At 37.1% G+C, this 26538-nt stretch carries 19 protein-coding genes, 1 pseudogene and 1 other annotated feature; of the genes and pseudogenes, 7 read left to right on the top strand and 13 right to left on the bottom strand.

Features of this window, described 5'->3' with window-relative positions:
* Nucleotides 1–15: 15 nt before the first annotated feature.
* The 5 genes from mbcS to BK574_RS22155 form a co-directional block, all read right to left on the bottom strand.
* Nucleotides 16–1602 carry an acyl-CoA synthetase MbcS gene (gene mbcS, locus BK574_RS22175; protein ID WP_075385983.1) on the bottom strand — a complete coding sequence of 529 codons (1587 nt, stop codon included), beginning with the start codon at nt 1600–1602 and terminating at the stop codon, nt 16–18.
* 145 nt (nt 1603–1747) lie between these two features.
* Nucleotides 1748–1960 (bottom strand): alpha/beta-type small acid-soluble spore protein, encoded by a 213-nt coding sequence (locus tag BK574_RS22170; RefSeq protein ID WP_075385982.1) that lies wholly within the window; start codon nt 1958–1960, stop codon nt 1748–1750.
* A 206-nt stretch (nt 1961–2166) separates the two neighbouring features.
* Nucleotides 2167–3369: a tRNA uracil 4-sulfurtransferase ThiI gene (gene thiI / locus BK574_RS22165; protein WP_078430121.1), complete on the bottom strand. Its 1203-nt coding sequence runs from the start codon at nt 3367–3369 to the stop codon at nt 2167–2169.
* 4 nt (nt 3370–3373) lie between these two features.
* Complete coding sequence (locus tag BK574_RS22160; protein WP_078430120.1) at nt 3374–4519, bottom strand: cysteine desulfurase family protein; 1146 nt, start codon at nt 4517–4519, stop codon at nt 3374–3376.
* 227 nt (nt 4520–4746) lie between these two features.
* On the bottom strand, nt 4747–5925 hold the full coding sequence (locus BK574_RS22155; protein ID WP_078430119.1) for an IS256 family transposase: 1179 nt from the start codon (nt 5923–5925) through the stop codon (nt 4747–4749).
* Nucleotides 5926–6174: 249 nt separating this feature from the next.
* Between BK574_RS22155 and brnQ the strand changes: the two genes are divergently transcribed.
* Nucleotides 6175–7494, top strand: coding sequence for a branched-chain amino acid transport system II carrier protein (brnQ, locus tag BK574_RS22150; protein WP_078430118.1), 1320 nt, complete (start codon nt 6175–6177; stop codon nt 7492–7494).
* 55 nt (nt 7495–7549) lie between these two features.
* On the opposite strand, the gene BK574_RS22145 is transcribed toward brnQ, so the two are convergent.
* Both BK574_RS22145 and ezrA read right to left on the bottom strand, forming a co-directional pair.
* Nucleotides 7550–7852, bottom strand: coding sequence for a hypothetical protein (locus BK574_RS22145; RefSeq protein ID WP_078430117.1), 303 nt, complete (start codon nt 7850–7852; stop codon nt 7550–7552).
* 26 nt (nt 7853–7878) lie between these two features.
* Nucleotides 7879–9576, bottom strand: coding sequence for a septation ring formation regulator EzrA (gene ezrA, locus BK574_RS22140; RefSeq protein ID WP_158211723.1), 1698 nt, complete (start codon nt 9574–9576; stop codon nt 7879–7881).
* Nucleotides 9577–9763: 187 nt separating this feature from the next.
* Between ezrA and hisJ the strand changes: the two genes are divergently transcribed.
* The gene (gene hisJ, locus BK574_RS22135; RefSeq protein ID WP_078430115.1) at nt 9764–10591 is read left to right on the top strand and encodes a histidinol-phosphatase HisJ; all 828 of its coding nucleotides are present in this window, start codon (nt 9764–9766) and stop codon (nt 10589–10591) included.
* Here hisJ and refZ read toward each other — a convergent pair.
* The gene (gene refZ, locus BK574_RS22130) at nt 10583–11227 is read right to left on the bottom strand and encodes a forespore capture DNA-binding protein RefZ (RefSeq protein WP_075385976.1); all 645 of its coding nucleotides are present in this window, start codon (nt 11225–11227) and stop codon (nt 10583–10585) included. The genes hisJ and refZ overlap by 9 nt on opposite strands.
* A 326-nt stretch (nt 11228–11553) precedes the next feature.
* Nucleotides 11554–13854, bottom strand: a complete 2301-nt coding sequence (locus BK574_RS28565; RefSeq protein ID WP_238458071.1) for a sensor domain-containing diguanylate cyclase — start codon at nt 13852–13854, stop codon at nt 11554–11556.
* A 443-nt stretch (nt 13855–14297) separates the two neighbouring features.
* On the opposite strand from BK574_RS28565, the gene rpsD reads away from it, so the two are divergent.
* A complete protein-coding gene (rpsD, locus tag BK574_RS22120) occupies nt 14298–14900 on the top strand; it encodes a 30S ribosomal protein S4 (protein WP_075385975.1) in 603 nt (200 codons plus the stop codon).
* 128 nt (nt 14901–15028) lie between these two features.
* Here the strand turns inward: rpsD and tyrS are convergent, their stop codons facing one another.
* Nucleotides 15029–16285, bottom strand: a complete 1257-nt coding sequence (tyrS, locus tag BK574_RS22115; protein WP_078430114.1) for a tyrosine--tRNA ligase — start codon at nt 16283–16285, stop codon at nt 15029–15031.
* Between the two features lie 176 nt (nt 16286–16461).
* Nucleotides 16462–16673: a binding site (T-box leader), on the bottom strand.
* Nucleotides 16674–16806: 133 nt separating this feature from the next.
* On the opposite strand from tyrS, the gene BK574_RS22110 reads away from it, so the two are divergent.
* The gene (locus BK574_RS22110; protein ID WP_078430113.1) at nt 16807–19641 is read left to right on the top strand and encodes a transglycosylase domain-containing protein; all 2835 of its coding nucleotides are present in this window, start codon (nt 16807–16809) and stop codon (nt 19639–19641) included.
* 96 nt (nt 19642–19737) lie between these two features.
* Here BK574_RS22110 and acsA read toward each other — a convergent pair whose 3' ends face one another.
* The gene (acsA, locus tag BK574_RS22105) at nt 19738–21453 is read right to left on the bottom strand and encodes an acetate--CoA ligase (protein ID WP_078430112.1); all 1716 of its coding nucleotides are present in this window, start codon (nt 21451–21453) and stop codon (nt 19738–19740) included.
* A 241-nt stretch (nt 21454–21694) separates the two neighbouring features.
* Between acsA and BK574_RS22100 the strand changes: the two genes are divergently transcribed.
* From BK574_RS22100 to BK574_RS22090, 3 genes are all read left to right on the top strand, one after another.
* The gene (locus BK574_RS22100) at nt 21695–22327 is read left to right on the top strand and encodes a GNAT family N-acetyltransferase (RefSeq protein WP_078430111.1); all 633 of its coding nucleotides are present in this window, start codon (nt 21695–21697) and stop codon (nt 22325–22327) included.
* Between the two features lie 64 nt (nt 22328–22391).
* The gene (locus BK574_RS22095) at nt 22392–23039 is read left to right on the top strand and encodes an acetoin utilization AcuB family protein (RefSeq protein ID WP_075385970.1); all 648 of its coding nucleotides are present in this window, start codon (nt 22392–22394) and stop codon (nt 23037–23039) included.
* The gene (locus BK574_RS22090) at nt 23036–24208 is read left to right on the top strand and encodes an acetoin utilization protein AcuC (RefSeq protein ID WP_075385969.1); all 1173 of its coding nucleotides are present in this window, start codon (nt 23036–23038) and stop codon (nt 24206–24208) included. Before BK574_RS22095 ends, BK574_RS22090 begins: the two co-directional genes overlap by 4 nt.
* A 99-nt stretch (nt 24209–24307) precedes the next feature.
* Here BK574_RS22090 and BK574_RS22085 read toward each other — a convergent pair whose 3' ends face one another.
* Both BK574_RS22085 and BK574_RS22080 read right to left on the bottom strand, forming a co-directional pair.
* Nucleotides 24308–25003 (bottom strand): 5'-methylthioadenosine/adenosylhomocysteine nucleosidase, encoded by a 696-nt coding sequence (locus tag BK574_RS22085; RefSeq protein ID WP_075385968.1) that lies wholly within the window; start codon nt 25001–25003, stop codon nt 24308–24310.
* Between the two features lie 437 nt (nt 25004–25440).
* A pseudogene (locus tag BK574_RS22080) lies at nt 25441–26428 on the bottom strand (IS200/IS605 family accessory protein TnpB-related protein).
* Between the last annotated feature and the right edge of the window lie 110 nt (nt 26429–26538).

Below are 26538 nucleotides of genomic sequence, written 5' to 3'. Positions count from 1 at the left end.
CAAAGTTTCATAGATTTAAGCTTTCATTTCTTTTTCACGTTGTCGTAATTCAACACGACGAATCTTTCCTGATGTTGTTTTCGGTAAGTCGGAAACAAATTCAATACTTCTTGGATATTTGTACGGAGCCGTTAACGTTTTTACATGTTCCTGTAAGCTTGGAATTAGATTTTCATCTTTTTCATCTTCTGGATTTCTCAAAACGATAAATGCTTTAACAATACTTCCTCGAATTTCATCTGGACTACCGACTACTGCACATTCCTTAACTGCTGAATGTTTAGTTAGGGCATCTTCAACTTCAAATGGCCCAATTGTATATCCAGAACTAATGATGATATCATCACTGCGTCCTTCAAACCAGAAGTATCCATCTTCATCTTTAGTCGCTTGGTCACCAGTAATATACCAATCTCCACGGAACGCCATCGCTGTACGTTCAGGATCTTTATAATACTCAGTGAAGAGCGCAGGTGTACTACGATGTACTGCTATATCTCCTACTTCACCTGGTTTTACAGGATTTCCATCTTCATCAATTACTTCGACCTGATTTCCTGGTGTTGGTTTACCCATTGAACCTGGTTTAATTTCCATACCCATTAGCGTACCAACTAGTAAAGTGTTTTCCGTTTGGCCATAACCATCACGAACTTCTACATTAAAATGTTTCTTAAATGTATCAATTACTTGTCGATTCAGTGGCTCGCCTGCTGATACTGTACTACGTAGAGCTGGTAAGGAATATTGTTCGATATTGTCTACTTTAGCCATTAAGCGATATTCTGTTGGTGTACAACATAATACGTTAATTTCATGGTCTTGAAGAAGTTGTAAATATTTATTCGGCTCAAACTTCCCATGATATACGAAAGCTGTCGCTCCCATACCAATTGTTGAAAGGAACGGACTCCAAATCCATTTCTGCCAACCTGGTGCAGCTGTTGCCCAAACCGCGTCTCCTTCTTCTACGCCTAACCATTTTTTAGATGCTGTTTGAAGATGAGCGTACGCCCAGCCATGTGTATGCACTACAGCTTTCGGGTTTCCTGTTGTACCCGAAGTATATGGTAAAAATGCCATTTCATCACGTTTTGTTTTAGCACCTTCATATTCTTCACTTTCATTAGCTGCTAAAGCATCAAGCGATGTCCAACCTGCTTCTTCGGCTCCAACAACAAACTTGTGAGTTAAAGATGGCATTTCTTCTTGAATTAGATTTACTTCCGTTGTGAATTGATAATATGCGATAACTGCTTTCGCTTCAGCATGATTAATACGATAAACTAAATCTTTTGCCCGAAGCATCTCAGAACACGGGATAATAACTAGTCCTGCTTTTAAACATGCTAAATAAGTAAAGTATGCTTCTGGCAATCTTGGGAGAAGTAACAATACTGGATCTCCTTGTTTTAATCCTTGACTAACGAAAGCGTTTGCAATTTTATTTACATTTTTAACTAATTCTACATACGTTACATTGCGTAATTCACCAGCCTCACTCAACCATTTAATAGCGACTAGATCTTCATTTTTAGCAAATTTTTCTACTTCTTGAGACAAATTATAATACTCTGGAGCGATTAAATCTTCGCGTTTCATGTAGTTTCCCCCTCATCAATAATTATCGAACAAATTCATTATAACAGAATCCGACTATTTTTTTGAATATTTTTTTTTTATACAAAAAGTGAGGGTACGGTATAAACCGTACCCTCATCAGCCATGATATTAATGGTTATATTGATTATTGTTGTTGGTAACCACTCATTTGTTGTTCTGCCATTTGAACTAAACGTTTAGTGATTTCACCACCGACAGAACCGTTAGCGCGAGAAGTAGCATCTGGACCAAGTTGAACACCGAACTCAGAAGCGATTTCGTATTTCATTTGGTCTAGAGCTTGCTGTACTCCAGGTACAACTAATTGATTTGAGTTTGAGTTGTTGTTGTTTGCCATGTTAATCACCTCCTTTGTTAACTATAGACTGTGTCAGATGTGGTGATTTAATACGGCTTTCAGATTGGTAATTGTTGTATCCAATTTTATTCTGTTTAGTTTTTAGCGTAAAGACCCACCTCTTAGCATAGCTAAGATGGGATGTTCTAATCAGATGGAGACTCCATCTGATTCCCCTATGTTCCAGCTGCTAGAAAGAATTCGCTTTAAAATAAATCTTCGACTTGTTGTTCATTCCTTTGATGTCGTATCGTGACAATTTCTGTTTCAGCAACAGCTCGATCGATTAGTGCAGCGAAATCAAAATTCGTTTCAAATTTATTAGCTAATTCTCTTTTTGGTCTCGTTTTAGAGTTAGGTGGTAAAAAGATCGTACAACAATCTTCAAAAGGCAAAATAGAGGTTTCGTAGGTGCCAATCTTTTTAGCAACTTCGATCACTTCTAACTTGTCCATCGTTACTAATGGACGGATGATTGGTAAATTGGTCACTTCATTGATGGTATTCATACTATGAAGCGTCTGACTAGCTACTTGCCCTAAGCTTTCTCCTGTTGTAATCGCAAGGGCTTTTTGCTCATGAGCGATTTTTTCACTTATTCGTAGCATCATTCTTCTCATAATCGTCATCGCATAATCACTAGGGACTTTTTCATGAATCGTTGTCTGCATCTCTGTAAATGGCACGAGATGCAACTGAATCGTCCCGCTAAACTTCGTTAAAATTTGCACTAATTCTTTTACTTTTTCTTTTGCCCGTTCATTCGTGTACGGCGGACTATGGAAGTGAATCGCATTGATCTTTACCCCACGTTTCATTGTCAAATAACCAGCAACTGGACTATCGATCCCACCAGACAACATAAGCATAACTTTTCCACCTGTACCTACAGGTAATCCACCTGCACCCCGAATATTGCCGCAAGTAATATAAGTAGCCGTTTCCCTAACTTCTACTCTTACTTCCACATCTGGATTGTGGACATCAACGGTAATATGCTCAGTATTTTTGAGAATGTATCCACCTACAAGATGATTTAATTCCTGTGAACCAATCGGAAAATTTTTATTAGGGCGTTTAGCCGTTACTTTAAACGTTCGAACAGGCTGATTTCTGCTGTCAGTAAGGGCAATAAGTGCTCCTTTTTGGATGTCGTCTAAATCATTTTCCGTTTTTAAAGCAAGGCTAAACGAATGAATCCCAAATACATTTTTAAGTTTCTCAATAATTTCACCTTCTCGGTTATCCTTTAGTTCAATCATAATTCTTCCAAAAGTCGAAATTACTTTAATATCATAATTTTTTAATACTACAGTAATATTGCTTGCTAATGCCCTTTCAAACACTTTCCTATTTTTCCCTTTTAATGCTAATTCACCAATTCTCACCAATATATGATCATATTTCATCTCTCTACCTCATTACTTGTAATAATTTTGGGACTTCTTCATTCATTATTTTTAAAAATGTTTCAATATCCTTCTCTGTTGTTTCGTACGAAAAACTAATTCGAATCGCACTTCCTGCTCTTTCATTGCCTAAACCCATTTCTAAGAGTATTCGACTTGGGGCTGACAATTTTGATGAACAAGCAGATTTTGTTGATACATAAACTCCACGATGTGAGAGTGCTTGGATAACAACTTCAGGTTTTGCTCCTAAAATGGAAAAATTAATAATGTGAGGGGCATACCCTTGGCCTTCGTCACTATTCAGAACAACGCCTTCGATTTCTGTTAATCCAGCTATAGCATTCTTTTGTAATTGTTTGAGCCGTTGTTTTCCCTCTAATGCCTTGTCACTTGCCATTCTTAGAGCTTTTGTTAAGGCTGCAATTCCTGGGACATTTTCTGTTCCTGCCCTTAATCTCGCTTCTTGGATCCCACCATGCAACATCGGCGATAATTGAATCCCTGCCCTTACATATAATGCACCAGTTCCTTTGACACCATGAAATTTATGACCCGAAATCGTACAAAGGTCAATATTGCTTTTTTTTAAGTCGAGTGGAACTTTGGTTATTCCTTGTACATGGTCTACGTGAAAAAAAGTTTTCCGGTAATCTTTTAACAACTGTCCAATTTCTTCTACTGGCTGTAGTGCTCCTGTTTCATTATTGACATGAATGATTGACACCAAAATCGTATCTTGACGAAGCGCCTGCTGCAAATCCTGAATCGAAACTGAACCATTATTATTGACTGGTAAATACGTTACTTCAAAACCATTACTTTCTAAATTAGAAAATGTCTCATACGTTGAGGCATGTTCGACAACGCTTGTAATAATGTGCTTTCCTCTTTTACTATGTTCGAGTGCAATTCCTTTTATCGCTAAATTATTACCTTCTGTTCCACCTGAGGTAAATATAATTTCTTTTGCTTGAACACCTAACAATTTCGCAACAACTTCTCTTGATCTCGTTAACACTTTTTCTGCCCCTAATCCAAGGGCATGAAGTGAAGAAGGATTACCGAAATATTGTTCAGAAACAGTTAAATACGTCTCAAGTACTTCTTTATAAGGTTTCGTTGTTGCACTGTTGTCTAAATAAACCATTTTACACATACCCCTTTAAATCTGATATAACGATCATCTTTTTACAACTAATTATCATAACATATAATAATAGTTAATGGGTAATTAATACAAACATACCGTATCATTTTCGACGGTAGTGTCAATAAGTTTGTGTAAAAATCAATAGGGTACTTCCTCAGGTCTTAGGGGAGGGAGTTTCTGGTATGGCCCCCTCGGGGGCCATACCAGAAAAAATTTCCACATCCCTATTCGCGCTCGGTTCCGTATCGCTGTTTGAACATCTCCTGCAAAGTAGAGTAGGCATTACTAAAGCCTCTTAACTTTCTTTCTGCCCAGCGTTGATTATAGTCCATCGATTGAAGATAAACGATTTTTTCAGCCGCTTTTTCAGTGGGGAGACTGTTCATGGTTTTGGTGCGTTTCTTGATCTCCTTGATCGTTCGCTCGATGATATTCGTCGTGTAAATCATCGGTTGAATAGAGGAGGGATAGGTTAAAAAGGTCAGCAGAACTTCAAGGTCTTGTTCCCAGCTTTTAACGACTTTTGGGTATTTCTTTTGCCATGTGTCCTTGAAAGCGCGGAACTTTCCCTTAGCTTCCTCTAGAGTATTGGCTTTATAAATAGGTTTAAGATCTTCAGCTACAGCGGACTGATCCTTCTTTCTGACGGCATTGAGAGCATTACGAACCTTATGAACAACACAGCGCTGGACATCCGCTTTTGGATAAACGGCTTTCATAGCTTCCTCAAGACCTGGAAGCCCGTCGAATACACCTAGAAGAACTTCTTCAAGTCCACGGTGATAAAGGTCGTTAAGAATCGTCTTCCAACCTAGGGCACTTTCTTGGCCACCAACATAGAAACCCAGAATTTCTCTGAAGCCATCTTCGGTGACGCCGACAACGAGATAGACGACTTCATTAGCAACATCATCTCGACGCAGCTTGAGATAAGTACCATCTAAATAAAGGACAGAGTAGCGCTTTTTCAGTGGACGTTGTAGCCAAGATTCAATATCCTCTGCCACGACGTCGGTGATTTGACTAATCGTTGCAGCAGAGTAAGAATGACCTAAAATACGCTCAATAAACTGACCAATTTCACGAGTACTTACACCTTTTTGATACATTGTGATAATGGTTTCACCAAGCCACTGCTCACGTCGTTGATAAGGAGAAAAGATCTCTGTTTGAAAGGCATTTTCACGATCACGAGGCACTTGTAGATCTTCCAATCTTCCATACTTGGTATCAAGTTGCCTTTGATAGAAGCCGTTCTTCTGGTTTTTTAACTCTGGGTGTTCATGTTCAAAAAAACTATTCATTTCTTCTTTCATCATAGTCTCAAGTTTTTCTTTCACAAACTCACGAACCATAGAATCTAATTGATTTTCAAGTGTGTTTTGTCCTATACTAGTACTCATAGGTAGGGCATCTCCTCTCAGTTGGTTTAGCGGTTAACTAGAGGGTACCCTACCTCTTTTTTTGTTTCAAATCATTTATACAAACTATTGTACGTCATCTTTTCGACTGCATACTTATGTATATACATAAATGTTTGAAATAAAAGAATAATTTTAATTTTACATCTTATTTTATATTAAAATAATTTTTTTAAAATTATGATAGTATGGTCTTCAGGTAAGTAAACGTTTTCATCGGAGGTATAACTTATGAATACACTTTCAACAAAAGAAACCGTTGCGATAGGTTTAATGACATTTGCCTTATTTCTCGGAGCAGGAAACTTAATTTTTCCACCTGCTATGGGACAAGCTGCAGGAGAAAATGTTTGGTTCAGTACACTAGGTTTTTTAATAACTGGAGTCGGCCTACCGTTACTAGCCATTATGGCCATTGCTCGAGCTGGGGGTAACTTACAAAACTTATCAACACGTGTTCACCCTTTATTTGGGGTTATCTTTACGTTAACAATGTATTTAGCAATTGGACCGTTTTTTGGAATTCCTAGAACTGGTACTGTTGCTTACGAAATCGGTGCTGTCCCATTTCTAAGTCCATCGGTCGTTACTTCTAGTTTACCCTTATTTTTATTTACGGTTATCTTTTTCAGTCTAACCTTTTGGCTAGCACTTAACCCAGCTAAACTGGTTGATCGGGTAGGTAAATTGCTAACCCCAATTTTATTAGTAGTTATCACTATTCTTGCAGTTAAAGGGATCGTCACACCACTCGGACCAATCGAAGGTGTAGCGCCTGAATATGAAACTGCTCCGTTTTTCAAAGGATTTCTCGATGGATATTTAACGATGGATACGATTGCTGCTCTCGTATTTGGTATCGTGATTGTGTCACGAATTACGGAACGAGGAGTGACGGATCCCAAAACGATTACAGCGATTACCTTTAAAGCAGGAGTTATTGCAGGCACAGGATTAGCACTTGTCTATTTAGCATTAGCATACTTAGGGGCAAGTAGCGTATCTACACTCGGCATGTTAGACAATGGCGGCGCCATTCTTTCTGGAACAGCAGATGAATTATTTGGTCTCCTGGGGACTGTACTACTAGCTGTTGTTATTACAGTTGCGTGTTTAACAACCTCGGTTGGTTTAGTCTCTGCTTGTGGTGAATACTTTAATAAATTAGTGCCAAACGTTTCGTACACGGTAATTATCGCAATTCTTTCGTTGTTTAGTTTAGTGATGGCAAATATGGGACTTGCTCAATTAATTTCATTTTCTTTACCCGTCTTAATCGCTATCTATCCGATTGCAATTGTTCTCATTATTCTTTCCTTTTTACACAAGTTTTTTCATGGTATACCTCAAGTTTATGGAGGCGCATTAATTGGTGCAGGATTAATTAGTATTGTTGATGGTTTGAACGCCACACCAATACAAATCGATCTTATTAATTCTCTTTTTAGCTACATCCCGTTATATACAGAAGGAGTAGGCTGGTTTTTACCTGCAATCTTAGGAGCTGTTATTGGTTATCTTTATGGAACTTCAAAATTAGAAAAGAAATGATGTAAACACTTATGGTTTTCATATTCTTGTCTTTTAGTAAAAGAAGAGGCTGACACTAATTAGTGTCAGCCTCTTCCTTTATTATTTTAAGTAATTCATCGATTGATATGATTTTATTAGGTGCTAATTCTCGTGCCTTTTGATCGGTAATCCCAGTTTCCTTAATTCGATCAGCCATTGTCTCTATCACAATATGTGGTGGTTCTTCTTCTGGTAATATTGAGCTAGTTTCAATAACTTTTTCAAACACATCTTGTTTATCTGATGCTACAGGTGATTTAAGGAGGGTAAACAAAACAGCCACCCAAACTACAACACACAAGATAGCAACTGTACTAAGTAAGGTGACTTTTTTCATATTACCCTCCTCTAACGCTTGAATAGTTAAACAGTGATTGTACTCTTTTCTTTTTCCGTTAACTTTTCAAGTACATTTGGTTCATACTTTTGGATCGCTCTTGTTGCAAGTTCAATAGCGTCCTCATAATAAAAGCTTCTAAATGCCATTTCAGCTTCACTTAACTGCTTATTCGTTTCCTCTGAATTTCTACGAAACCGATTTCCATATTGAATCAGCTTTTCAGCTAACTGGGAATTCTCAACTGTTTCTTCTATTAAGGTGTAAACATTATTAACAGCGATTGCAGCCTCTTCAACAATATTGATAACCCCACTCAAATCTAGTGGGATTTCTGCTAATTTCTCGATGGCAGCAAATAGCTTTTTCTCCCCTATTTCCAACTCATCATTAATGTAAGATGGTAAACCAGGAATATTACTTTTCTGAACAACGCGTTTTCCTTCAAGCAGTCTATGTTTCAATTCTTTTAAGGTTTCTTTCGCTTTTAATTCGTCTTTTCGCAACGCATCTAAGGTGTTTCGAGCTGATTCTAGCGCAATTTCTAGCTGTTCATATTCACTATTAAATGACTCCACCATTGCTTGTACCGTTGTAAAGGATTTAGTATTATTTATTGTCGCTTCCTCGATAACACTCAATTTAGTTGTTAAGTCTTTAAGCTGGTTATTAATTTTTTGATGAGTTTTCAATTCTTCTTCAGCTATTCGATAACTTTGTTGAACTAGTTCTACGTCTTCATTTAAGTCTTCAAGCTTTTCATCAGTTTGAATAAACTTGTCTGCAATTTGATCTAAATACGTTTGTACCAATTGTTTTGATTTTGCTTCTGTCTCTAGCGCTTCATAAATCTCATCAACTTTTTGTTGGACTTCAGCAATTCTTTCCTCTATCGCGTCTAACTCTAATTGGTAAATAGATCCTACTAATGTTTCACATGTTTCTTTAATTGCTTCTATTTCCTTGTCAAAATCAAAATGGTCGAGATAGAACCCAAATTCCTCCATCTCTTTCATCCCAAATGAAAGATTTTTTAATTCATTAGGAATGTTCGTTTGGACTTGAACAAGGTATTTCGGAATGGCTTCCATCATCTCATTTTCTTTTGCGATTTCTTCACTAGCTAATACAAGTACTTCACGTGCTTGTATGTAATTCCCTAACTTTGTTGCTTCATCAAATGAAGAGAATTTATTATAAATAGCTTCTATTCTGCTGTCAATTAGGTCCGCCGCTTTACCAAATGAAGTGCGATGTGAGGAAAAATGCTTTTTCATGTCTTGGTATTGTTTTTTTACGTCACCAATTTCCGTACGGTTCTGTTCTGCACTTTCTACTAATACATTGATATCATTAAGCATTCGATTAAGCTTTTCTTCTACTTCATTTAAGCGTACCTCTATAAGTTTACTATTCGATTTTGCTTTGTTAAATCGATACTTGTTTGCTAATTCTTCAACATCAAATAAATCTTCTGCAATATCTGGTAGAACGACATCGACTATGCCATCCCATTCTTTTCTCCACATTTCAAACTTTTGCTCTGTTTCTCCAGACATTGTAAGCCCTTTGACTTTTGATATCTCATCAGTAATCGGCCGATTCATGATGTTCATTTTCCAGTCTTCTAACCGATCAACTTGTTTATATATACTTTTCCTCGTCCACGCCCCATAACCAAAAAAAAGTATGACTACAGCAATCGTTATGTATAATAAAACCATTTCAGGTCTCCCTTCCATCCTAACAAGTTCTAAACTTATGTAATCGCTATTATTATTTTTATCATATCTTCTATTTCTACAGATTTTTATGTTTTATGCTAGATTCTGATACATATTATGATACCATGTAACAAAGGATTTGGGTTGACTTTTTTTAGGAAAAGTTAAATAAAAGGAGTGTTTTATAATGATCATTCACGATGGCCATGTTCATACACCTTATTGTCCACACGGTTCTACTGACCAATTAGAATCTTATGTAAAAAAAGCACTAGAAATGAATATGAAAGGGATCACGTTTACAGAACATGCCCCACTTCCAGTTGAATTTGTAGATCCAGTCCCAGATAAAGATAGTGCTATGGCCAAAAAAGACCTAGAAGCTTATATAGAAGATGTTCAAAAATTAAAAGAAAAGTATAAAGGGAGAATTTCCATATTAGTAGGTCTTGAAATTGATTATATTATAGGATTGGAAGAACAAACGAAGAAGATTTTAGATGAAGTTGGACCTTACTTAGACGATGCTATTCTTTCTGTTCATTTTTTGAAATATAAAGAAAATTACTTTTGTCTAGATTACAGCCCTGAAATGTTTAAGACGATGATTGACACTTTCGGTTCTGTCGAAGCTATTTACGATACATATTTTACAACGTTAGAACAATCTATCGAGGCTAACTTAGGAATTTATAAGCCAAAACGGATTGGGCACATTACATTAGTCAAAAAGTTCCAACAAGAATTTCCATGTATTGGAAACTTCACTGAATCGATCAACCGTATTTTAGACAAAATCAAGGAAAAAGGTATGGAACTTGATTATAATAGTGCTGGGGTAGTAAAACCATTATGCGGCGAACCATACCCACCTATAGAGGTTGTAAAAAAAGCTATAGAAAAAAAAATCCCTCTTATCTACGGTTCAGATGCCCATAGTGTCAAAGGGTTATGTCAAGGGCTGGATAAACTATATAAAGAAACGGTATTCAGCATCCCTAATCGATTATCCTAACGCCTTCTTGATAAAATGATTTGGTTTTTGACTTAAATAGCTATCCATCCACATCGTTAAGTAGCTAATGTAATGTTTTAAAAAGTAACGCTCATGTGGGATTAAATGGTGCACTTCACGAATATATTGCGGATGTAAAAACGGCATAATTAACATTCCTCTTAGTTGAATAATAATAAAATCGATCGGCTGACGTTTAAACTCCTGCCGGTCCATTCCATTTTTTATAATTTGGTAATACATATGTTTCTCTTTCATTAAATACGTACTCATCACTTCTCGAACAAGCATGGTGTCTAAAGTGATTTCTCGATGGACAAAGCGAGCCAAATGGTGATTTTCTTGTTGATAAATTAGTGCGTTTTCCAGAGCTATCAATAAACAATCTCTCGAAGACCTTTTATTTAAGTATTGAGCGCCTTCTTCTAATGCTGAAATAAATCCTTCAAAGAAAGTCGACATCAACTCTTCAAGTAAACCTTTTTTACTACCGAAGTAATAAGAAATTAGGGCAACGTTTACATTTGCACGATTTGCAATCATACGTACAGATGTACCTGTGAAGCCTTGGACATTAAACAATGAAATAGCAGCATCCATAATTTTTTGTTTTGTACATTCTTTTTCACTTGTCATCTTCCGTGCCTCCTTTTACAAACTGTGTACTTATACATTTCGGGGTCTACTACCAATGCCCTTTGAAAACCTATCGACAAACGAAGAGAATGTTTCTACAGGTTTTGCTATTCTATGATGTTTCGGAGTAGAGGAAAGTAAACATTTTACTTTTACCGTCGAAATATTAGGTTTTATCATGCTAATTTTGTATATAAACACCTAAAAAACAAGTACATACATAGTAGAAGATTAGGAATTGACATGAGCATGAAAAAAGAGGCTGATAGATTTTCAGCCTCTTTTTAATGGAATGGCAACATCAATCCGCCCCACTCCTCTTACTCTCATTCTTCTCGTAATTGACTTTGATCAATCATTTGGTTTTTCCCAGACTTTTTAGCTAAATAGAGACACTCATCGGCGATGTTAAATAATAACTTTAACGACTTTTGATCAGCATTTTTGTCCCAATAAGAAATTCCACAAGAAATCGTTACTCTAGGACTGGTCTCAAAGGCAACACTCTTTACAATACGTTCGGCTATTTTTTTACCCGTTTTCATATCCACTTTTGGCAAATAAATCGCAAGTTCTTCGCCGCCCCATCTTGCAGCTATATCATTGTCACGGATACTCTTTTTAATTACATTTGCTACTTGAATAATAATATCGTCTCCAACTTGGTGACCATACGTATCATTAATCATTTTAAAATTATCAATATCAATTAAGATAAAGGAGCCGTAAGCATCAATAAACATCGACTCTTGAATTTTTTGATCCAGATAATTCCTTGAAAATAACCTTGTTAAATGATCTGTAATAACAAGTCGTTCAAGCTCTTCATGTAATATAGAATTCGTAAACGCTAACGTCGAATGATGAATAAGTGATTGTAATAGCTTAAAGTTCTCAAACGTGAAGTGGTAAGGGTGTTTATGAAGAACCACAACCATCCCTTTCAACTCCCCGCTTTGAACCATAGGAACAGCTAATAACGATTGATAAGGATCAATATCGTATATTCCATCTGCTTTTGCATCACCAACAAACAACGATTCTTTTTCTTTTTTTATTTTTTTACTTAAAGTTGCCAGTTGAATTTGCGCTTTTTCAGTAAAGTAAAATCCAGTACTTCCTTCAAGTACATGTAACTCTCCATTACTAGCAAACATAATATAACCGACTTCATTTGCACTGAAAGAACGAAGGATTTGATCTGTCATAAATCGAATCGTATCGGATAATTTCAAATTAGAATTCAGTTGATGTGACGTTTGGTTAATTAATTGGAGGTCGTTTATTAAATTTTGTGATTGCTGGTACAATTCAGCATTTTCTAATGCATTACCACCGATATCAGCTAAAGTTTCAATAAATTCTATTTCATGCTTAGGAAATGTTAAAGTATTCGTCGTTTCGATTTCCATTACTCCGTATATCCCTTGTTTTCCACGTAACGGCGCGTATAGTCTTGAAGATTGATCTTTCCCTCTATCTTCTATTTCAATTTTCCCAGTAAGAAATGCCGATTCAGCAACCCCAGAAGAATCCATTCCATAATAAAACTGCTGAACAGGTAAATCTTCATTGACTTTCCAATCTCTTGATAGTAGCAGTTTCACTGTAAAAGAAGAGTACATTTCCTCCATTGCATTAATCATCTCACCTAAGACTTCACCTACATCCATTGAAGAGTGAAACTTTTTAGTAACTTGAAGTAATAGGGATTTTCTCTTTTGTTCAATGATTGTTCTTTCATTCAGATAGGCTTGAAGCAACAGCGGTTTTACTTCGTTAACGAAGGAATGAATTTGCTTTAGTTCTACTTTCTCTATTTCATTTTTTAATAAAACAACGATTGCCGTTGTGACTTCACCTTCATGATAAACCGGGGCAATAACGGCCGATGCATATTCTAATTGATAACTCAACCATTCTTTTTCTACTAACTCGTCTTTATTATATGTCTGCCAATCACTTTGAATTGCTTGTTCATACAAATAACATTGGAACGGAGTTTCATGAACTACTGCCGAAGAGTAAATCAAGCTTAAAAGCTGATCATCTACTTTTTCAAAGAGAAGGACCTCTTGTATAGAACGGTCAAAAGTATTTTTTACTAATTCCAGTAACAATCTTCCGATAACAGTTAATTTAATTACATATTTTTCCTCTTTTAATAATGAGTGCAAGCTGTTTGTAGCTTCATTTAAACTCTTACTGACTAACTCATTTTGATATATCAAGATTTGACTAGACAGATATAAAGAGTAGCGAAAACCTTCAAGAAAACTCTTTATTGACACACCTTTTTCTATGTCATTCGTTGTCGCGATTAAACCAAGAAAACCAGTCCAGACTGGTTCCTGTAATTCAATGTTGATAACATCTACATAACATCCATTAGTTTCATACGGGAAATCTTTTTCTAGCATACTATCTTTTAGCTTGTACAATACTTCGATCATATTTGTTTTCAATCCACCAACTTCTCTGATCGTGATTAATTTACCGTCTTGATCAGCTAAAAATAAGACAGCTGACTGAAAACACTTTTCAATCGAGATGCTGTCTGTGACTGAGATCCGTAGAAGTTTTGAGACATCTATTGAATTAACTCTACCGTGAATAAGTTGATTCATGTTTAGCACCACCGTTACATACTTTTGACAGCATCTTAGATAATATATAATTAGGTATTTTAACCTATTAATGTTGATTATTTTCCCATTTATTATGCTTCTTTATTTCATTATACCTGAATTATTATTCTTTTACTATATATTAAGGCCCTAATAAATGTTAATATTAATGAACTTTTCGTAGACAGAAATAAGACCTATTCTTGACATCATAATAGTAAAATTATATAATAGTATTTGTGTGAAATAAGGCAGCCAAGGTAAACTTGATTTGGACCCTCACATTTTGTTCCTCAATTCAGTGGCTGGTATATGTATTGAGGTGTATCGCGTAACTTCAAGCTGTCGAAGCGAAGATACATGAAAGCAAAATGACCATATCAGGAGATTGCCAAAACTGTTGTTGTTTTGCTCAAAACAAAATAACAAAGGAGGAGTCATTCATGGCTCGTTATACAGGTCCATCTTGGAAATTATCTCGTCGTTTAGGTATCTCTTTAAGCGGTACTGGTAAAGAATTAGAAAAACGCCCTTACGCACCAGGACAACACGGTCCTAACCAACGTAAGAAATTCTCAGAATATGGTTTACAATTACAAGAAAAGCAAAAGCTTCGTCATATGTACGGAGTAAATGAGCGTCAATTCCGTCGTATTTTCGATGATGCTGGTAAAATGCCTGGTATCCATGGTGAAAACTTCATGACTTTACTTGAAACTCGCCTTGATAACTTAGTTTACCGCATGGGTCTTGCTCGTACTCGTCGTGGAGCACGCCAACTTGTAAACCACGGTCATATCATGGTTGATGGAGCACGTGTAGACATTCCTTCATTCCGCGTAAAACCTGGTCAATCGATCTCTCTTCGTGAGAAATCTCAAAACTTATCAGCAGTTAAAGAAGCTGTAGAAGTGAACAACTTTGTTCCTGGATACATTTCTTTCGACGCTGAGAAGTTAGAAGGAACTTTCACTCGCTTACCAGAGCGTTCTGAGCTTCCTGCTGAAATCACAGAAGCACTTATCGTAGAGTTCTATTCTCGTTAAGTTAAACGAAAAAGAACGATTGGAAAATTCCAATCGTTCTTTTTCGTTTAACAAGCCCTTCTCCATTATAAAAATAAGAATAATAATAAAGGCTTAGAGACAGTTTCTCTAAGCCTTTTTCAGTTACATTAATATTGAATTAAGTAGTACTTTTTCTTACCACGGCGAATGATTGTGAATTGGTCTTCAATTCGATCTTCCACTTGCAACTGGCGTTGGACGTCAGTATTTCTTTCTCCATTAATATATATAGCACCATTTTGAATATCTTCACGCGCCTGACGTTTAGATGAAGAAACGTTCGCTGCAACAAGTACGTCGACTAAAACCATGTTTTCGTCTTCACAAGTGTACGATGGTACATCTTTAAAACCTTGTTTAATTTCACTTGCAGTTAAATTTTTAATTTCTCCACTAAACAGAGCATCTGAAATACGAATCGCTTGCTGTAATGCTTCTTCACCGTGTACTAAGCGAGTCAGTTCTTCTGCAAGTCTCCGTTGTGCAATTCGTAAATGTGCTTCTGTTTCGACCGCTTTTTCTAATTCTTCAATTTCGCTGTGAGATAAGAACGTAAAGAATTTGATAAATTTAATAACATCACGGTCATCTGTATTAATTAAAAATTGGTAGAACTCATATGGTGTTGTTTTTTCTGCATCTAACCAGATCGCTCCACCTTCAGTTTTACCAAATTTGGTCCCATCGGCTTTCGTTACAAGCGGTATCGTAAAACCAAAAGCTTTCTCTTGGTCACCTAACGTTTTTCGAATCAACTCTAAGCCTGCTGTAATATTTCCCCATTGATCACTTCCACCAATTTGCAGTTTACAGTTCTCGTTTTCGTATAGCTTAAGGAAATCGTATGACTGTAAAATCATATAACTGAATTCTGTAAATGAGATCCCTGATGAAATACGCGATTCAACAGAATCTTTCGCTAACATATAATTGATACCGAAATTTTTCCCAACATCTCTCAAAAATGTAATCACATCAAGTTTGCCAATCCAGTCATAGTTATTAACTAATTTGGCACCAGATTCACCTTCAAAATCAAGAAAACGGGATAACTGTCCTTTTATACGATCAGAAAATTGTTCAACGATATTCTGTTCATTTAAGGTTCTCTCTGCTTTTTTTCCACTTGGGTCGCCAATTAGCCCTGTCGCCCCGCCTACAAGTGCTAACGGTTTGTGGCCTGCTAATTGAAATCTACGTAACGTAAGAATTGTAAGCAAATGACCAATGTGTAAACTATCTGCAGTTGGGTCAAAACCACAGTATAACGTCAATTGTTCTTCAGTAAGTTGCTTAGATAGTCCTTCTTCATCTGTCACTTGATTGACAAGACCTCGAAATTGTAAATCTTGTAATAAATCCATCTTTTCCACTCCTAATTATAGTTTATAATAAAATGAAACTTCCATCAGTGAGGGGTTTTCCTCTTCCCCACTGATGGTTCGTTGAGGCCCACTCGATGTGGGTCACACAGACGTTACCACAGGATGTGGCAACGTCTGTGTTCATTTAGTTGTTACGGGACAAAAAAAGTCCCTCAAAAAGGGACGAGAATTCTCGCGGTACCACCCTTCTTGAAGAACATTAATCTTCCACTTACCATGATAACGGAATCACTCCGTCTATTATGTAAAAACATAACAGATTGCTCCAAGCTTGTAATTCATAGTTACTCTTTGTACCGACTTCCACCACCCGTCGGCTCTCTATAACAGGGAGAGACTATTACTTAAAACTTTTCAATGCAATAATAAATACTATTTTAATCTTTTTAACATAATTATTTTCTAATGTCAATCTTTGACTTTACTTTCTAACATAAAACCATACTAATGACAATTTCAAATATGGTATAATATTTGTTGAAGTTTAGGAGGTTCTTAACATGAGAAATCTATTAAATACTTTATCAACAAAGTGTGAGCACTTCGTTCACTTTTTAAGACGTAGAAAAATATTAAGCAAGGTTGATATTACATACCAAGTGGTCTGGAATTTATTTTTAGTATTTATCGTCTTCGGAGTTATTTCGTTATTCTTTGTAGGTGGTGCAGGTGCTGGATTTTTTGCCTCACTTGTAAAAGATGAGCAACTAAGAAGTTATGAAGACATGAAAAAAGATATTTATAACTATGAAGAAGTGAGTGAGATCTTCTTTGCTAATGATGTAATGTTGGGTGAACTACCTACTGAGCTAGAAAGAAGGGAAGTTTCTTTAGAAGAAATATCTCCTTATCTAGTTCATGCAATTATCGCAACAGAAGATGAATATTTTTATGAACATGAAGGTATCGTTCCAAAAGCCATCATGCGTGCGACGTTTCAAGAATTTACGAACTCATCCGTTCAAACGGGTGGAAGTACTTTAACTCAACAGTTAGTGAAAAACCAAATATTGACGAGTGAAGTTTCTTTTGATCGTAAAGCACGTGAAATTGTACTCGCTATGAGATTAGAACACTTCTTTGAAAAAGATGAAATACTTGAAGCATATTTAAATATTGTTCCTTTTGGCAGAAATGCAAACGGACGAAATATCGCAGGTGTTCAAGCAGCTGCACAAGGGATATTCGGTGTTGATGCAAAAGATTTAAGCATCCCTCAATCTGCATTCATAGCTGGTTTACCACAAAGTCCATTTGGATATACGCCTTTTTATCGGAGTGAAGGGAAAGTTCATGTAAAAGAAAATTTAGATCCTGGAATTAACCGTATGAAAACCGTTCTTAGACGAATGTATGAGGGTGGCTATATTAGTGAGGAAGAATATATGGAAGCCCTTGACTTTGATATTCGTGCGAATTTAACAGATCCTGTTGAAACGATGCGAGAAAAATATCCTTACCTTGCAAGTGAAGTCGAGAACAGGGCAAGTGATATTTTAGCAAGACAATATATAGCTGAAAAAGACATAAACCTTGAAGAACTAGAACGTGATGAACGACTTCAAGTGTATAATTCTCATCTTGCGCAGGCGCGACACGATTTACGACAAAATGGATATCGTATTCATACAACGGTTCATAAAGAGATTTATGATGCGATGAATGAGGCGATCAAAGATGAGCGTTATTTTGGACCTCTTAGCTCAAAAGGGGAACCAGAAGAAGTCGGTTCGATGTTAATCGAGAACCGAACTGGTGCAATCCTTGGTTTTGTCGGTGGCCGAGACTTTGAACGCGAACAAACGAACCATGCAACTCAAGCCTATCGCCCTAATGGTTCTACAATGAAACCACTTCTTGCTTATGGACCTGCAATGGAAATTGGAGCGATACAACCTGGACAGATTATTCCTGATGTTACAACACATTATAAAAGCAATCCTACCCAAGAAGTAAGAAACTTTAATCATCGCCATCGCGGTTTAATTACTGTCAGGGAAGCACTTAAAACATCGCAAAATACTACTGCGGTTCGAAGTTTTTGGATGGCACCACATGAAATGAGTCGTGATACGCTCTTAAAAATGGGCATCGGTTTAAATGATGGAGAACCATACGAATCAGCTGCACTCGGGGCCGTTGATATTACTGTTGAACAGAATACAAATGCTTATGCAACTTTTGCAAATGGTGGTAATTATATTCAATCTTATATGATTGATAGGATTGAAACTAAAGATGGTGAACTAATTTTTGAGCATGAATTTGAAGAAGTAGAAATATACTCACCGCAAACAGCTTATTTAATGGTCGACATGATGCGTGATGTTCTTCGTGGCGGAACGGCTAGTTCCTTACCTGGACGATTAAAGTTCAGAGCTGATTGGGCAGGTAAAACAGGTACAACGCAAGAATTTCGTGATGCTTGGTTTGTAGCAACGAATCCAAATGTAACGATGAGCGTTTGGATTGGTTATGATCAGCCAGAATCTATTAAATCAGCTGGCGGCTTAAGTTACAGCCAACGTACCCAACAAATATGGGCAAACATTGCGAACGCTGCCTATGGTGTAGCTCCTGAAGTGATGTCGCCAGGTCATAATTTCCAAGTGCCTGATGGTATCGTATCAAGAGCAGTTTGTGGTATTTCTGGGTTACTCCCATCCGATTTATGTAAAGAAGCTGGGTTAGTGAAAACCGACCTTTTTAATGCTAAGTTTGTACCTTCAAAAGTAGATGATAGTCTACAATCAGTAAGATATGTACTTATCGATGATAAGCCATTTCTTGCGTTAGAAAATACCCCTAAAGAATTTACGAAAACTGGGGTTATGGTGAAAGAAGAGTTTTTAGGTACTCTAGGTGACTCATTGCCGTCATCTTGGAATAATGTTGTTCCTGAACGAAAAGCTCAGGAAAACGGAAAACAACCAGATCCTGTAAACAATACTAATCTAAGTGGCTCTACATTAAGCTGGGCAAAACATAAAGAAAATGATATTGTCGGCTATCGAATCTACCGTGCACCAAATGGAAGTGATCAATTTGAACTCGTTGCAAGCGTAACAGGTAGTGCTACAACTTCTCATAATGTAAAATCTGGTTCTTACGGTTATTATGTGACAGCCGTTGATGTTTCTGGTCAAGAATCTCCTGTATCTAAAATAGTCAAGGGAAATAATTGGAGTCCAGAACCACCTAATGAAAAAGAACCAAAAGAAGAAAATGACAAGAAAAAAGATGAGGAGAAAAAACCAAAACCATCAGAAAATGGTGACGAAAGAAAACCTTCGACACCAGAACAACCCTCCAACTCAAACGAGAACGATGAATAATACTATGACAAGGGGCTACTTTACTGTAGCCTCTTTCTTTTCCGTTTATTTTAGTCAAAAAGAAGAGGCCAATCATAGTTGGCCTCTTCTTTGCTATTAGTCTTCCATTGTTGATAAGTCACCTGTAGGTAAGTCTAACTCCCACGCTTTTAGAACACGGCGCATAATTTTACCACTGCGCGTCTTTGGAAGTTTTTCACGAAACTCGATTTCGCGAGGTGCAGCATGTGCTGCAAGACCTTTTTTAACAAAATTACGAATTTCTTCGATTAATTCATCTGAAGGTTCGTTTCCTTCTCGCAAAGCGATAAAGGCTTTAATAATCTCACCACGAACAGGATCTGGTTTACCGATAACACCAGCCTCAGCAACTGCTGGATGTTCAATTAATTTACTTTCTACTTCAAACGGTCCAACACGCTCACCAGCTGTCATAATAACATCATCGATTCGTCCTTGGAACCAGAAGTACCCTTCTTCATCCATATATGCCGAATCTCCTGATATATACCAGCCATCAATTTCAAAGTAGCTATTATACTTTTCTTCATTATTCCAAATCGTTCTCATCATTGATGGCCAGCCTTTAGCAATTGCTAAATTCCCCATTCGATTTGGAGGTAATTCATTACCTTGGTCATCAATAATAGCTGCTTTAACACCTGGAATTGGTTTTCCCATGGAGCCTGGCTTAATATCCATACATGGATAGTTACAAATAAGCTGAGCGCCCGTTTCAGTCATCCACCATGTGTCATGAATCCGTAGGTCAAATACTTTTGCACCCCATCGAACAACCTCAGGATTTAACGGTTCTCCTACCGATAAAATATGACGGATCTTAGATAAATCATATTGTTTTACAAGTTCGTCCCCAGCACTCATTAGCATTCGGAATGCTGTTGGTGCACTGTACCAAACCGTTACTTGATAACGCTGCAATGTTTCGTACCAATCTTGCGGGCTAAAACGGCCACCACGAACCACATTCGTTACCCCACAAAGCCAAGGACCGAAAATTCCGTAAGATGTTCCTGTTACCCATCCAGGATCAGCCGTACACCAATAAACATCATCATCTTTTAAATCAAGTACCCATCTTGCCGTTTGATAATGTTGGACCATTGCGTTATGGACGTGTAGTACCCCTTTTGGTTTCCCAGTTGAACCAGATGTATAGTGAAGAATGAGTCCATCTTCTCGATCTACCCATGTAACCTCTAAATCAGTACTTGCTTCTTGCATTAATTTATTAAAGTCCTTTATCGGACCTTCTTCATTTACATTTTCACCAATAATTAATACGGTTTCTAAGTTAGGAAGATCTCCAACAGGAACACGTTCAAGAAGATCTGGTGTAGTAATTAAAACTTTTGCTGCACTATCTTCTAAACGATCACGTACTGCACCCTCCATAAATGCTTCAAACAATGGGCCAACGATCGCACCTCGCTTAATCGCACCTAGTACCGAAAAATAAAGTTCTGGAGAACGCGGCATAAAGATAAATACTCGGTCGCCTTTATTAACACCAACACTTTTTAATACATTACCAGCGCGATTAGACATTTGCATCATCTGTTCAAATGTATATTTTTCATCTCGCTTTGCATCACTGTAATAAAGCGCTACTTTGTCCTTTTTATCTGATAAAGCGTGCCGATCGATAGCTTCATAAGCCATATTTACTTTACCTGTATTACTCCATGAAAACTCCTTTTCAACTGTATTCCAATCAAAATTAGTAGCAGTTTCATTATAATTTTTTAGGTTGTGGTTCCCTTTTGTTGCTGGAAGCGCTTGCACGTTCATTTACATCTTCCTCTCTATATGTATTTCCCTACTTACTATCATAATTATATTATAGTTCGAATTTTTCTTCAATTAATAATTGGATTTTTTGGAATTTTAATAGTTCCCTTACTAGAGTTAATAGTGTAAACATTTTGTGTCAATTAAAACGTCTCACGACTTTGCAAAATGATTCATGTATAATAGTGATGAAGTAAACCGAAATATTTATTTCTAAGTTTTTTAAAAGGTGGTTACCACATTGAACCATATAAAAACGTATTATCGAAATGAATTGCCATATGAAGATCGGACTATTATTATTGAAGGTCCTATCACAGGATCTGAACTGGAGAAATTAGATTATCATCCTGGATTAACAGCATTCAGGCCTCCTGAACAACAAAAGAAAGCACTGATAGGAATTGCTGAGTTACCTGAAGGAAGAATTAATATTGCCCGTGATGGAAATCAAATTATTGGCTATGTAACTTTTGTTTATCCAGATCCTTTAGAGCGTTGGTCTGAAGGAAACATGGAAGATTTAATTGAGTTAGGTGCAATTGAAGTCGCTTCTGAATACCGTGGCATTCAAATAGGGAAAAATCTGCTTCGACTATCGGTAATGGATGATGCCATGGAAGACTATATTATCATTACGACAGAATATTACTGGCATTGGGACTTAAAAGGCAGTGGATTATCGGTTTGGGACTACCGTAAAATGATGGAAAAAATGATGAATGCTGGCGGACTCGTATGGTACGCCACGGATGACCCCGAAATTAGCTCACATCCTGCTAACTGCCTCATGGTTCGTATCGGCAGTCGGGTAAGTACCGACTCTATTGAGAAATTCGATCACTTACGCTTTAAAAACCGTTTTATGTATTAATCTTAATTCAATGTAAAAATTTATTCTGCAAAGGTCACCAAAGTATGGAAAGGGTGCTAAATAAATGATTGTTGAAGAAATTATGAGTACAAACATTACAACTTTAAAAGTAACACAAACCATCCAAGAAGCAATTGAAGTCATGAGCAAAAATCGTATCCGTCATATTCCAGTTGTCGATGATGACATGCACATTTTAGGTATTGTTACGGATCGCGATATTCGAGATGCTAGTCCTTCGATTTTTCATTCGGATGAACATAAAGAGGATTTTTTAAAGCCTGTAACAGAAATAATGAAAGTAGATGTCATCACTGCTCATCGACTTGATTTTGTTGCTGAAGTTTCTTCCATTTTTTATGAGTATAATATCGGATGTTTGCCAATTACTGAAGATGAAAAGCTGATTGGTATGATAACAGAAACCGATATTCTTCATACGTTAGTAGAATTAATGGGTGCTCATCAACCTAGTTCACAAATTGATGTACAAGTGGAAAATATTACGGGTAAATTAGCGGATATCGCAGCTATATTCAAAAATCGCAAAGTAAACATTACAAGTGTACTCGTTCATCCTAGTAAAGAAAATTCGAATTTCAAAATATTAACGTTTCGTGTACAAACGATGGATCCGAGGGGGATTATTGAAGCAATCGAAAAAGAAGGCTATAAAGTATTGTGGCCGAACTTGCCAGGTATTGATCTATGAGTAAAGATGTAGCCTTTATTTATTCTGAAGACCAACTCTCCTATAAATTTAGTAAAGATCATCCCTTCAATCACTTAAGATTAAACCTTGTACACGATTTACTAAAAAAATTAAATGCAATAAGTGACGATCAAATTGTAAAGCCAAGAATGGCAACCGATGAAGAGATTGCTTTAATTCATGACAAATCTTTTATCGATGCAGTAAAAGCTGCTGGTAAAGGTGAATTAAGCATCGGTATTGCGAATAACTACGGTCTAGGAACAGAAGATACGCCAATGTTTGAAAACATGCACGAAGCAGCCGCTCTTCTTGTTGGAGGAACATTAACTGCAGTTGATCTGGTGATGGAAAATAAAGTTGAGCATGCAGTCAACCTTGGTGGAGGCCTTCATCACGGCTTTCGTGGTAAAGCCTCAGGCTTTTGTATTTACAATGACAGCTCGATAGCTATTGAATATATGAAAAAAAAGTATGGAGCAAGAGTATTATACATTGACACTGACGCTCATCATGGCGATGGAGTTCAATGGGCATTTTATGATGACCATGATGTTTGTACTTTCTCTATTCACGAAACGGGTCGTTACTTATTCCCAGGGACTGGACATGTTAATGAAAAAGGACAAGGAGAAGGTTATGGATATTCTATTAATATCCCACTCGATGCTTTTACAGAAGACGAATCATTCATTTCAGCCTATGAAACTGCCTTTCGTGAAATCATAGAGTTTTTTAAACCAGACGTTATCCTTACACAAAATGGGGCCGATTCGCACTATTTTGATCCCCTTACTCATTTATGTTCGACGATAGAAACGTATCGCTTTATTCCAAAGCTTGCTCACGACTTAGCACATGAATATTGTAACGGACGTTGGATTGCTGTAGGAGGCGGTGGCTATGATATTTGGAGAGTTGTTCCAAGAGCATGGTCGATGATTTGGTTGGAAATGACGAACCAACTTCACTTAGCGAAAGGCCCCTTACCTCAAGCGTGGTTAGATGAATGGCAAGCTAAGGCTCCCGTTTCATTAATTCCAACGTGGGAAGATCCGAGTGACCTTTATCCAGCAATTCCTAGGAAGCCTGAAATCGTCGAAAAAAACCTGAAAACAGTTGAAAAAGCACTCTACCACATTCGCAGAGAAATGAAAACGCAATCATAATACTAAAAACATACCATTTAGAGACGGAAAGCACTTAGGTTTCCGTCTTCTCTTTACCCTCTCGACTGATAGTTAGATGCCGCTGACCTCTTATTTCCTTTACTCCATATGCTCTAGCATCGCTTTTACAATAAAATTCGACTGCTTTGCTGCCACATGAACAAATTCGTTAAAACTCATTTTAGCTTCACCATTAGCCTTATCTGAAATCGAACGAATGATAACATACGGTATATCATTTAACATCGCCGCTTGTGCAACCGCTGATCCTTCCATTTCCACACAAGCTCCCGAGAACGTTTCATAAAGTTCATGGACAAGTTCTTGACTTGCAATAAACTGATCTCCGCTTAAAACTTTTCCTTTAATAACTTGAATATTTAATTGCTCAGACGCTTTTGTTGCCAACTCAATCAGTGCTGTATTAGCTGGGAAATCAGATGTATGTTCAAACATTGGTATCTCACCGCGCTTAAATCCTAAAGGACTCGCATCAATATCATGTTGCAGCGCACTCGTCGATATAACGATGTCGCCAATGTCTAGACGTGGATTTAGTGCTCCAGCCACTCCAGTAAAGATGATCTTTTCCACTTGAAAATGATCAATTAAAATTTGTGTTGTTAAAGCAGCATTTACTTTTCCAACTCCTGATTTACACAAAACGATTTGGTGATTTTCCATCGTTCCAGCATAAAAAGTGATTTTTGCTACTTTCGTTTCCTTCTCAATGTCCATTTCTTCTTTCATCAGTTCAATTTCTTCTTTCATTGCGCCAATAATACCAATAACCATCTCAATATCCTCCAAATTGTTTGTAAACATACGATTTTTTTTACTAAGCTTTAACTCAATATGCTTATTATATATACTAAACCTTAAATTATCATCTAAGGTCATTAAGAGAAAATATTCTATAAGTATCCCCTAGTCAACGTACCCCCACTGAGAACCTTGTGGTTCCTATTTCAGTGGGGGCTTGGGTTTGCTACTCAGGTCTCCTCGTTAAGACGATTTGACGCTCTGAATAGCGAGTGTCATTAAGCACTCCCCAAACACTGTTTTTGGTTGGTACTGGCGACGAACTACCGTTTTCCCACTTGCACCACCCTTCCGAAAAAGAGCAGTTCTTCCTTGCGGAAGAAACCACCACTCAGGTTACTCTGGCGTGCGCTACAAGCCCCGACAAGTCAAGTACACATGGATGGTTGACGCACCCACTAAACTATGCGCTAGGCAATAGTTTTACGTTTTTGTACTTCCAATTTGATTGGAGTTTGGAGTTTTGACTTTTAGATTTTCATCCAATTCTACGACTTCTGATTTACGTAAAATATTCAATGCGCCGTTGATGTCACCGTGGATACATGGTCCAGTTTTATTTTGATACTGACCACGATGTATACGTTTACCACTGAATGAGTAGTTCGTCTTATCGTCCTTCGACCAAACAGGGATAGTGTCTCTATCTAAGAAACTAGCTTTTGATGTATAGCTTTCTTCTTGTTTTTTGAAACGAATGCCTTCTTTCAGGCATTTGTTTTCGATGGAAGAAATCAGTTTATGAAATGGAATTTGAACAAATTGTTGATTGTTCTTTTTGCCCATATTGGACTCTAGTTTCCAACCAGCGTTATAACCAACAACAATGGTTTCGATGTTTAGTTGTTTGACTTTTTTAAACAATAAGCTTACGGCTTGTGGCATACGAATTTTAATCGAACCGAAACGTTTTCTAAATTCAACGTTCATCGGAATTAACCAGTACCCGTCTTTATCTACTTTCGGAATTTGGTAGATTTCGATAATGCGTTTCTCAGTAGTGGAAGAATACTTCGGAAATTGTGGATGACCCGTGAACTTCTCAGGGTTTTTCTTCCACTTTTTCAGCGCCTCAAAAAAGCTCTTCGCCTCTGAAAATAGAGTTCTGCGAATCGCATGAACGGCGTTCGATTGAACACCCCAATAGTTAACATCTGCCTTCATTGCAGCGTCTACTTCTTTTGTGGTCGCCATCTTATTGTGAATTAAGTAATTTTGTTTCAACGTGTACAATCCCACATTACGTAACGCCTTCGAACTGTGAGACATGCGTTGAAGCAGACGAAATTCTTTAGCCGTAAGGCTACCACGTCCAATATTCTATTTCTGAGTGAAACGTTGAATATTTTCGGTTTTCTTTTGTTTACGCAATACTTTAACGGGTTTCTTTTTAGCCACCTATGTTCACCACCTTTCTCTTCAATTCAATAGATTAATCTCATATTAATTATATCATTAAACAAAAGAATAGGCGAACGTTAGTTCTCCTTAAAGTCAGAAAATTTATT

The organism is Alkalihalobacterium alkalinitrilicum (assembly GCF_002019605.1).
In the GTDB taxonomy this organism is placed as follows: domain Bacteria; phylum Bacillota; class Bacilli; order Bacillales; family Bacillaceae_F; genus Alkalihalobacterium; species Alkalihalobacterium alkalinitrilicum.
This window is presented reverse-complemented; position numbering and strand designations above follow the sequence as displayed.

Excerpts from the sequence above, each read along its gene's own strand:
- BK574_RS22160 (WP_078430120.1), bottom strand. The coding sequence starts at position 4,519 with ATGGTTTATTTAGACAACAGTGCAACAACGAAACCTTATAAAGAAGTA.
- BK574_RS28565 (WP_238458071.1), bottom strand. The coding sequence starts at position 13,854 with ATGAATCAACTTATTCACGGTAGAGTTAATTCAATAGATGTCTCAAAA.
- BK574_RS22095 (WP_075385970.1), top strand. The coding sequence starts at position 22,392 with ATGATTGTTGAAGAAATTATGAGTACAAACATTACAACTTTAAAAGTA.
- BK574_RS22145 (WP_078430117.1), bottom strand. The coding sequence starts at position 7,852 with ATGAAAAAAGTCACCTTACTTAGTACAGTTGCTATCTTGTGTGTTGTA.
- mbcS (WP_075385983.1), bottom strand. The coding sequence starts at position 1,602 with ATGAAACGCGAAGATTTAATCGCTCCAGAGTATTATAATTTGTCTCAA.
- acsA (WP_078430112.1), bottom strand. The coding sequence starts at position 21,453 with ATGAACGTGCAAGCGCTTCCAGCAACAAAAGGGAACCACAACCTAAAA.
- tyrS (WP_078430114.1), bottom strand. The coding sequence starts at position 16,285 with ATGGATTTATTACAAGATTTACAATTTCGAGGTCTTGTCAATCAAGTG.
- BK574_RS22155 (WP_078430119.1), bottom strand. The coding sequence starts at position 5,925 with ATGAGTACTAGTATAGGACAAAACACACTTGAAAATCAATTAGATTCT.
- rpsD (WP_075385975.1), top strand. The coding sequence starts at position 14,298 with ATGGCTCGTTATACAGGTCCATCTTGGAAATTATCTCGTCGTTTAGGT.
- BK574_RS22085 (WP_075385968.1), bottom strand. The coding sequence starts at position 25,003 with ATGGTTATTGGTATTATTGGCGCAATGAAAGAAGAAATTGAACTGATG.
- brnQ (WP_078430118.1), top strand. The coding sequence starts at position 6,175 with ATGAATACACTTTCAACAAAAGAAACCGTTGCGATAGGTTTAATGACA.
- hisJ (WP_078430115.1), top strand. The coding sequence starts at position 9,764 with ATGATCATTCACGATGGCCATGTTCATACACCTTATTGTCCACACGGT.
- refZ (WP_075385976.1), bottom strand. The coding sequence starts at position 11,227 with ATGACAAGTGAAAAAGAATGTACAAAACAAAAAATTATGGATGCTGCT.
- ezrA (WP_158211723.1), bottom strand. The coding sequence starts at position 9,576 with ATGGTTTTATTATACATAACGATTGCTGTAGTCATACTTTTTTTTGGT.
- BK574_RS22170 (WP_075385982.1), bottom strand. The coding sequence starts at position 1,960 with ATGGCAAACAACAACAACTCAAACTCAAATCAATTAGTTGTACCTGGA.
- BK574_RS22090 (WP_075385969.1), top strand. The coding sequence starts at position 23,036 with ATGAGTAAAGATGTAGCCTTTATTTATTCTGAAGACCAACTCTCCTAT.
- thiI (WP_078430121.1), bottom strand. The coding sequence starts at position 3,369 with ATGAAATATGATCATATATTGGTGAGAATTGGTGAATTAGCATTAAAA.
- BK574_RS22110 (WP_078430113.1), top strand. The coding sequence starts at position 16,807 with ATGAGAAATCTATTAAATACTTTATCAACAAAGTGTGAGCACTTCGTT.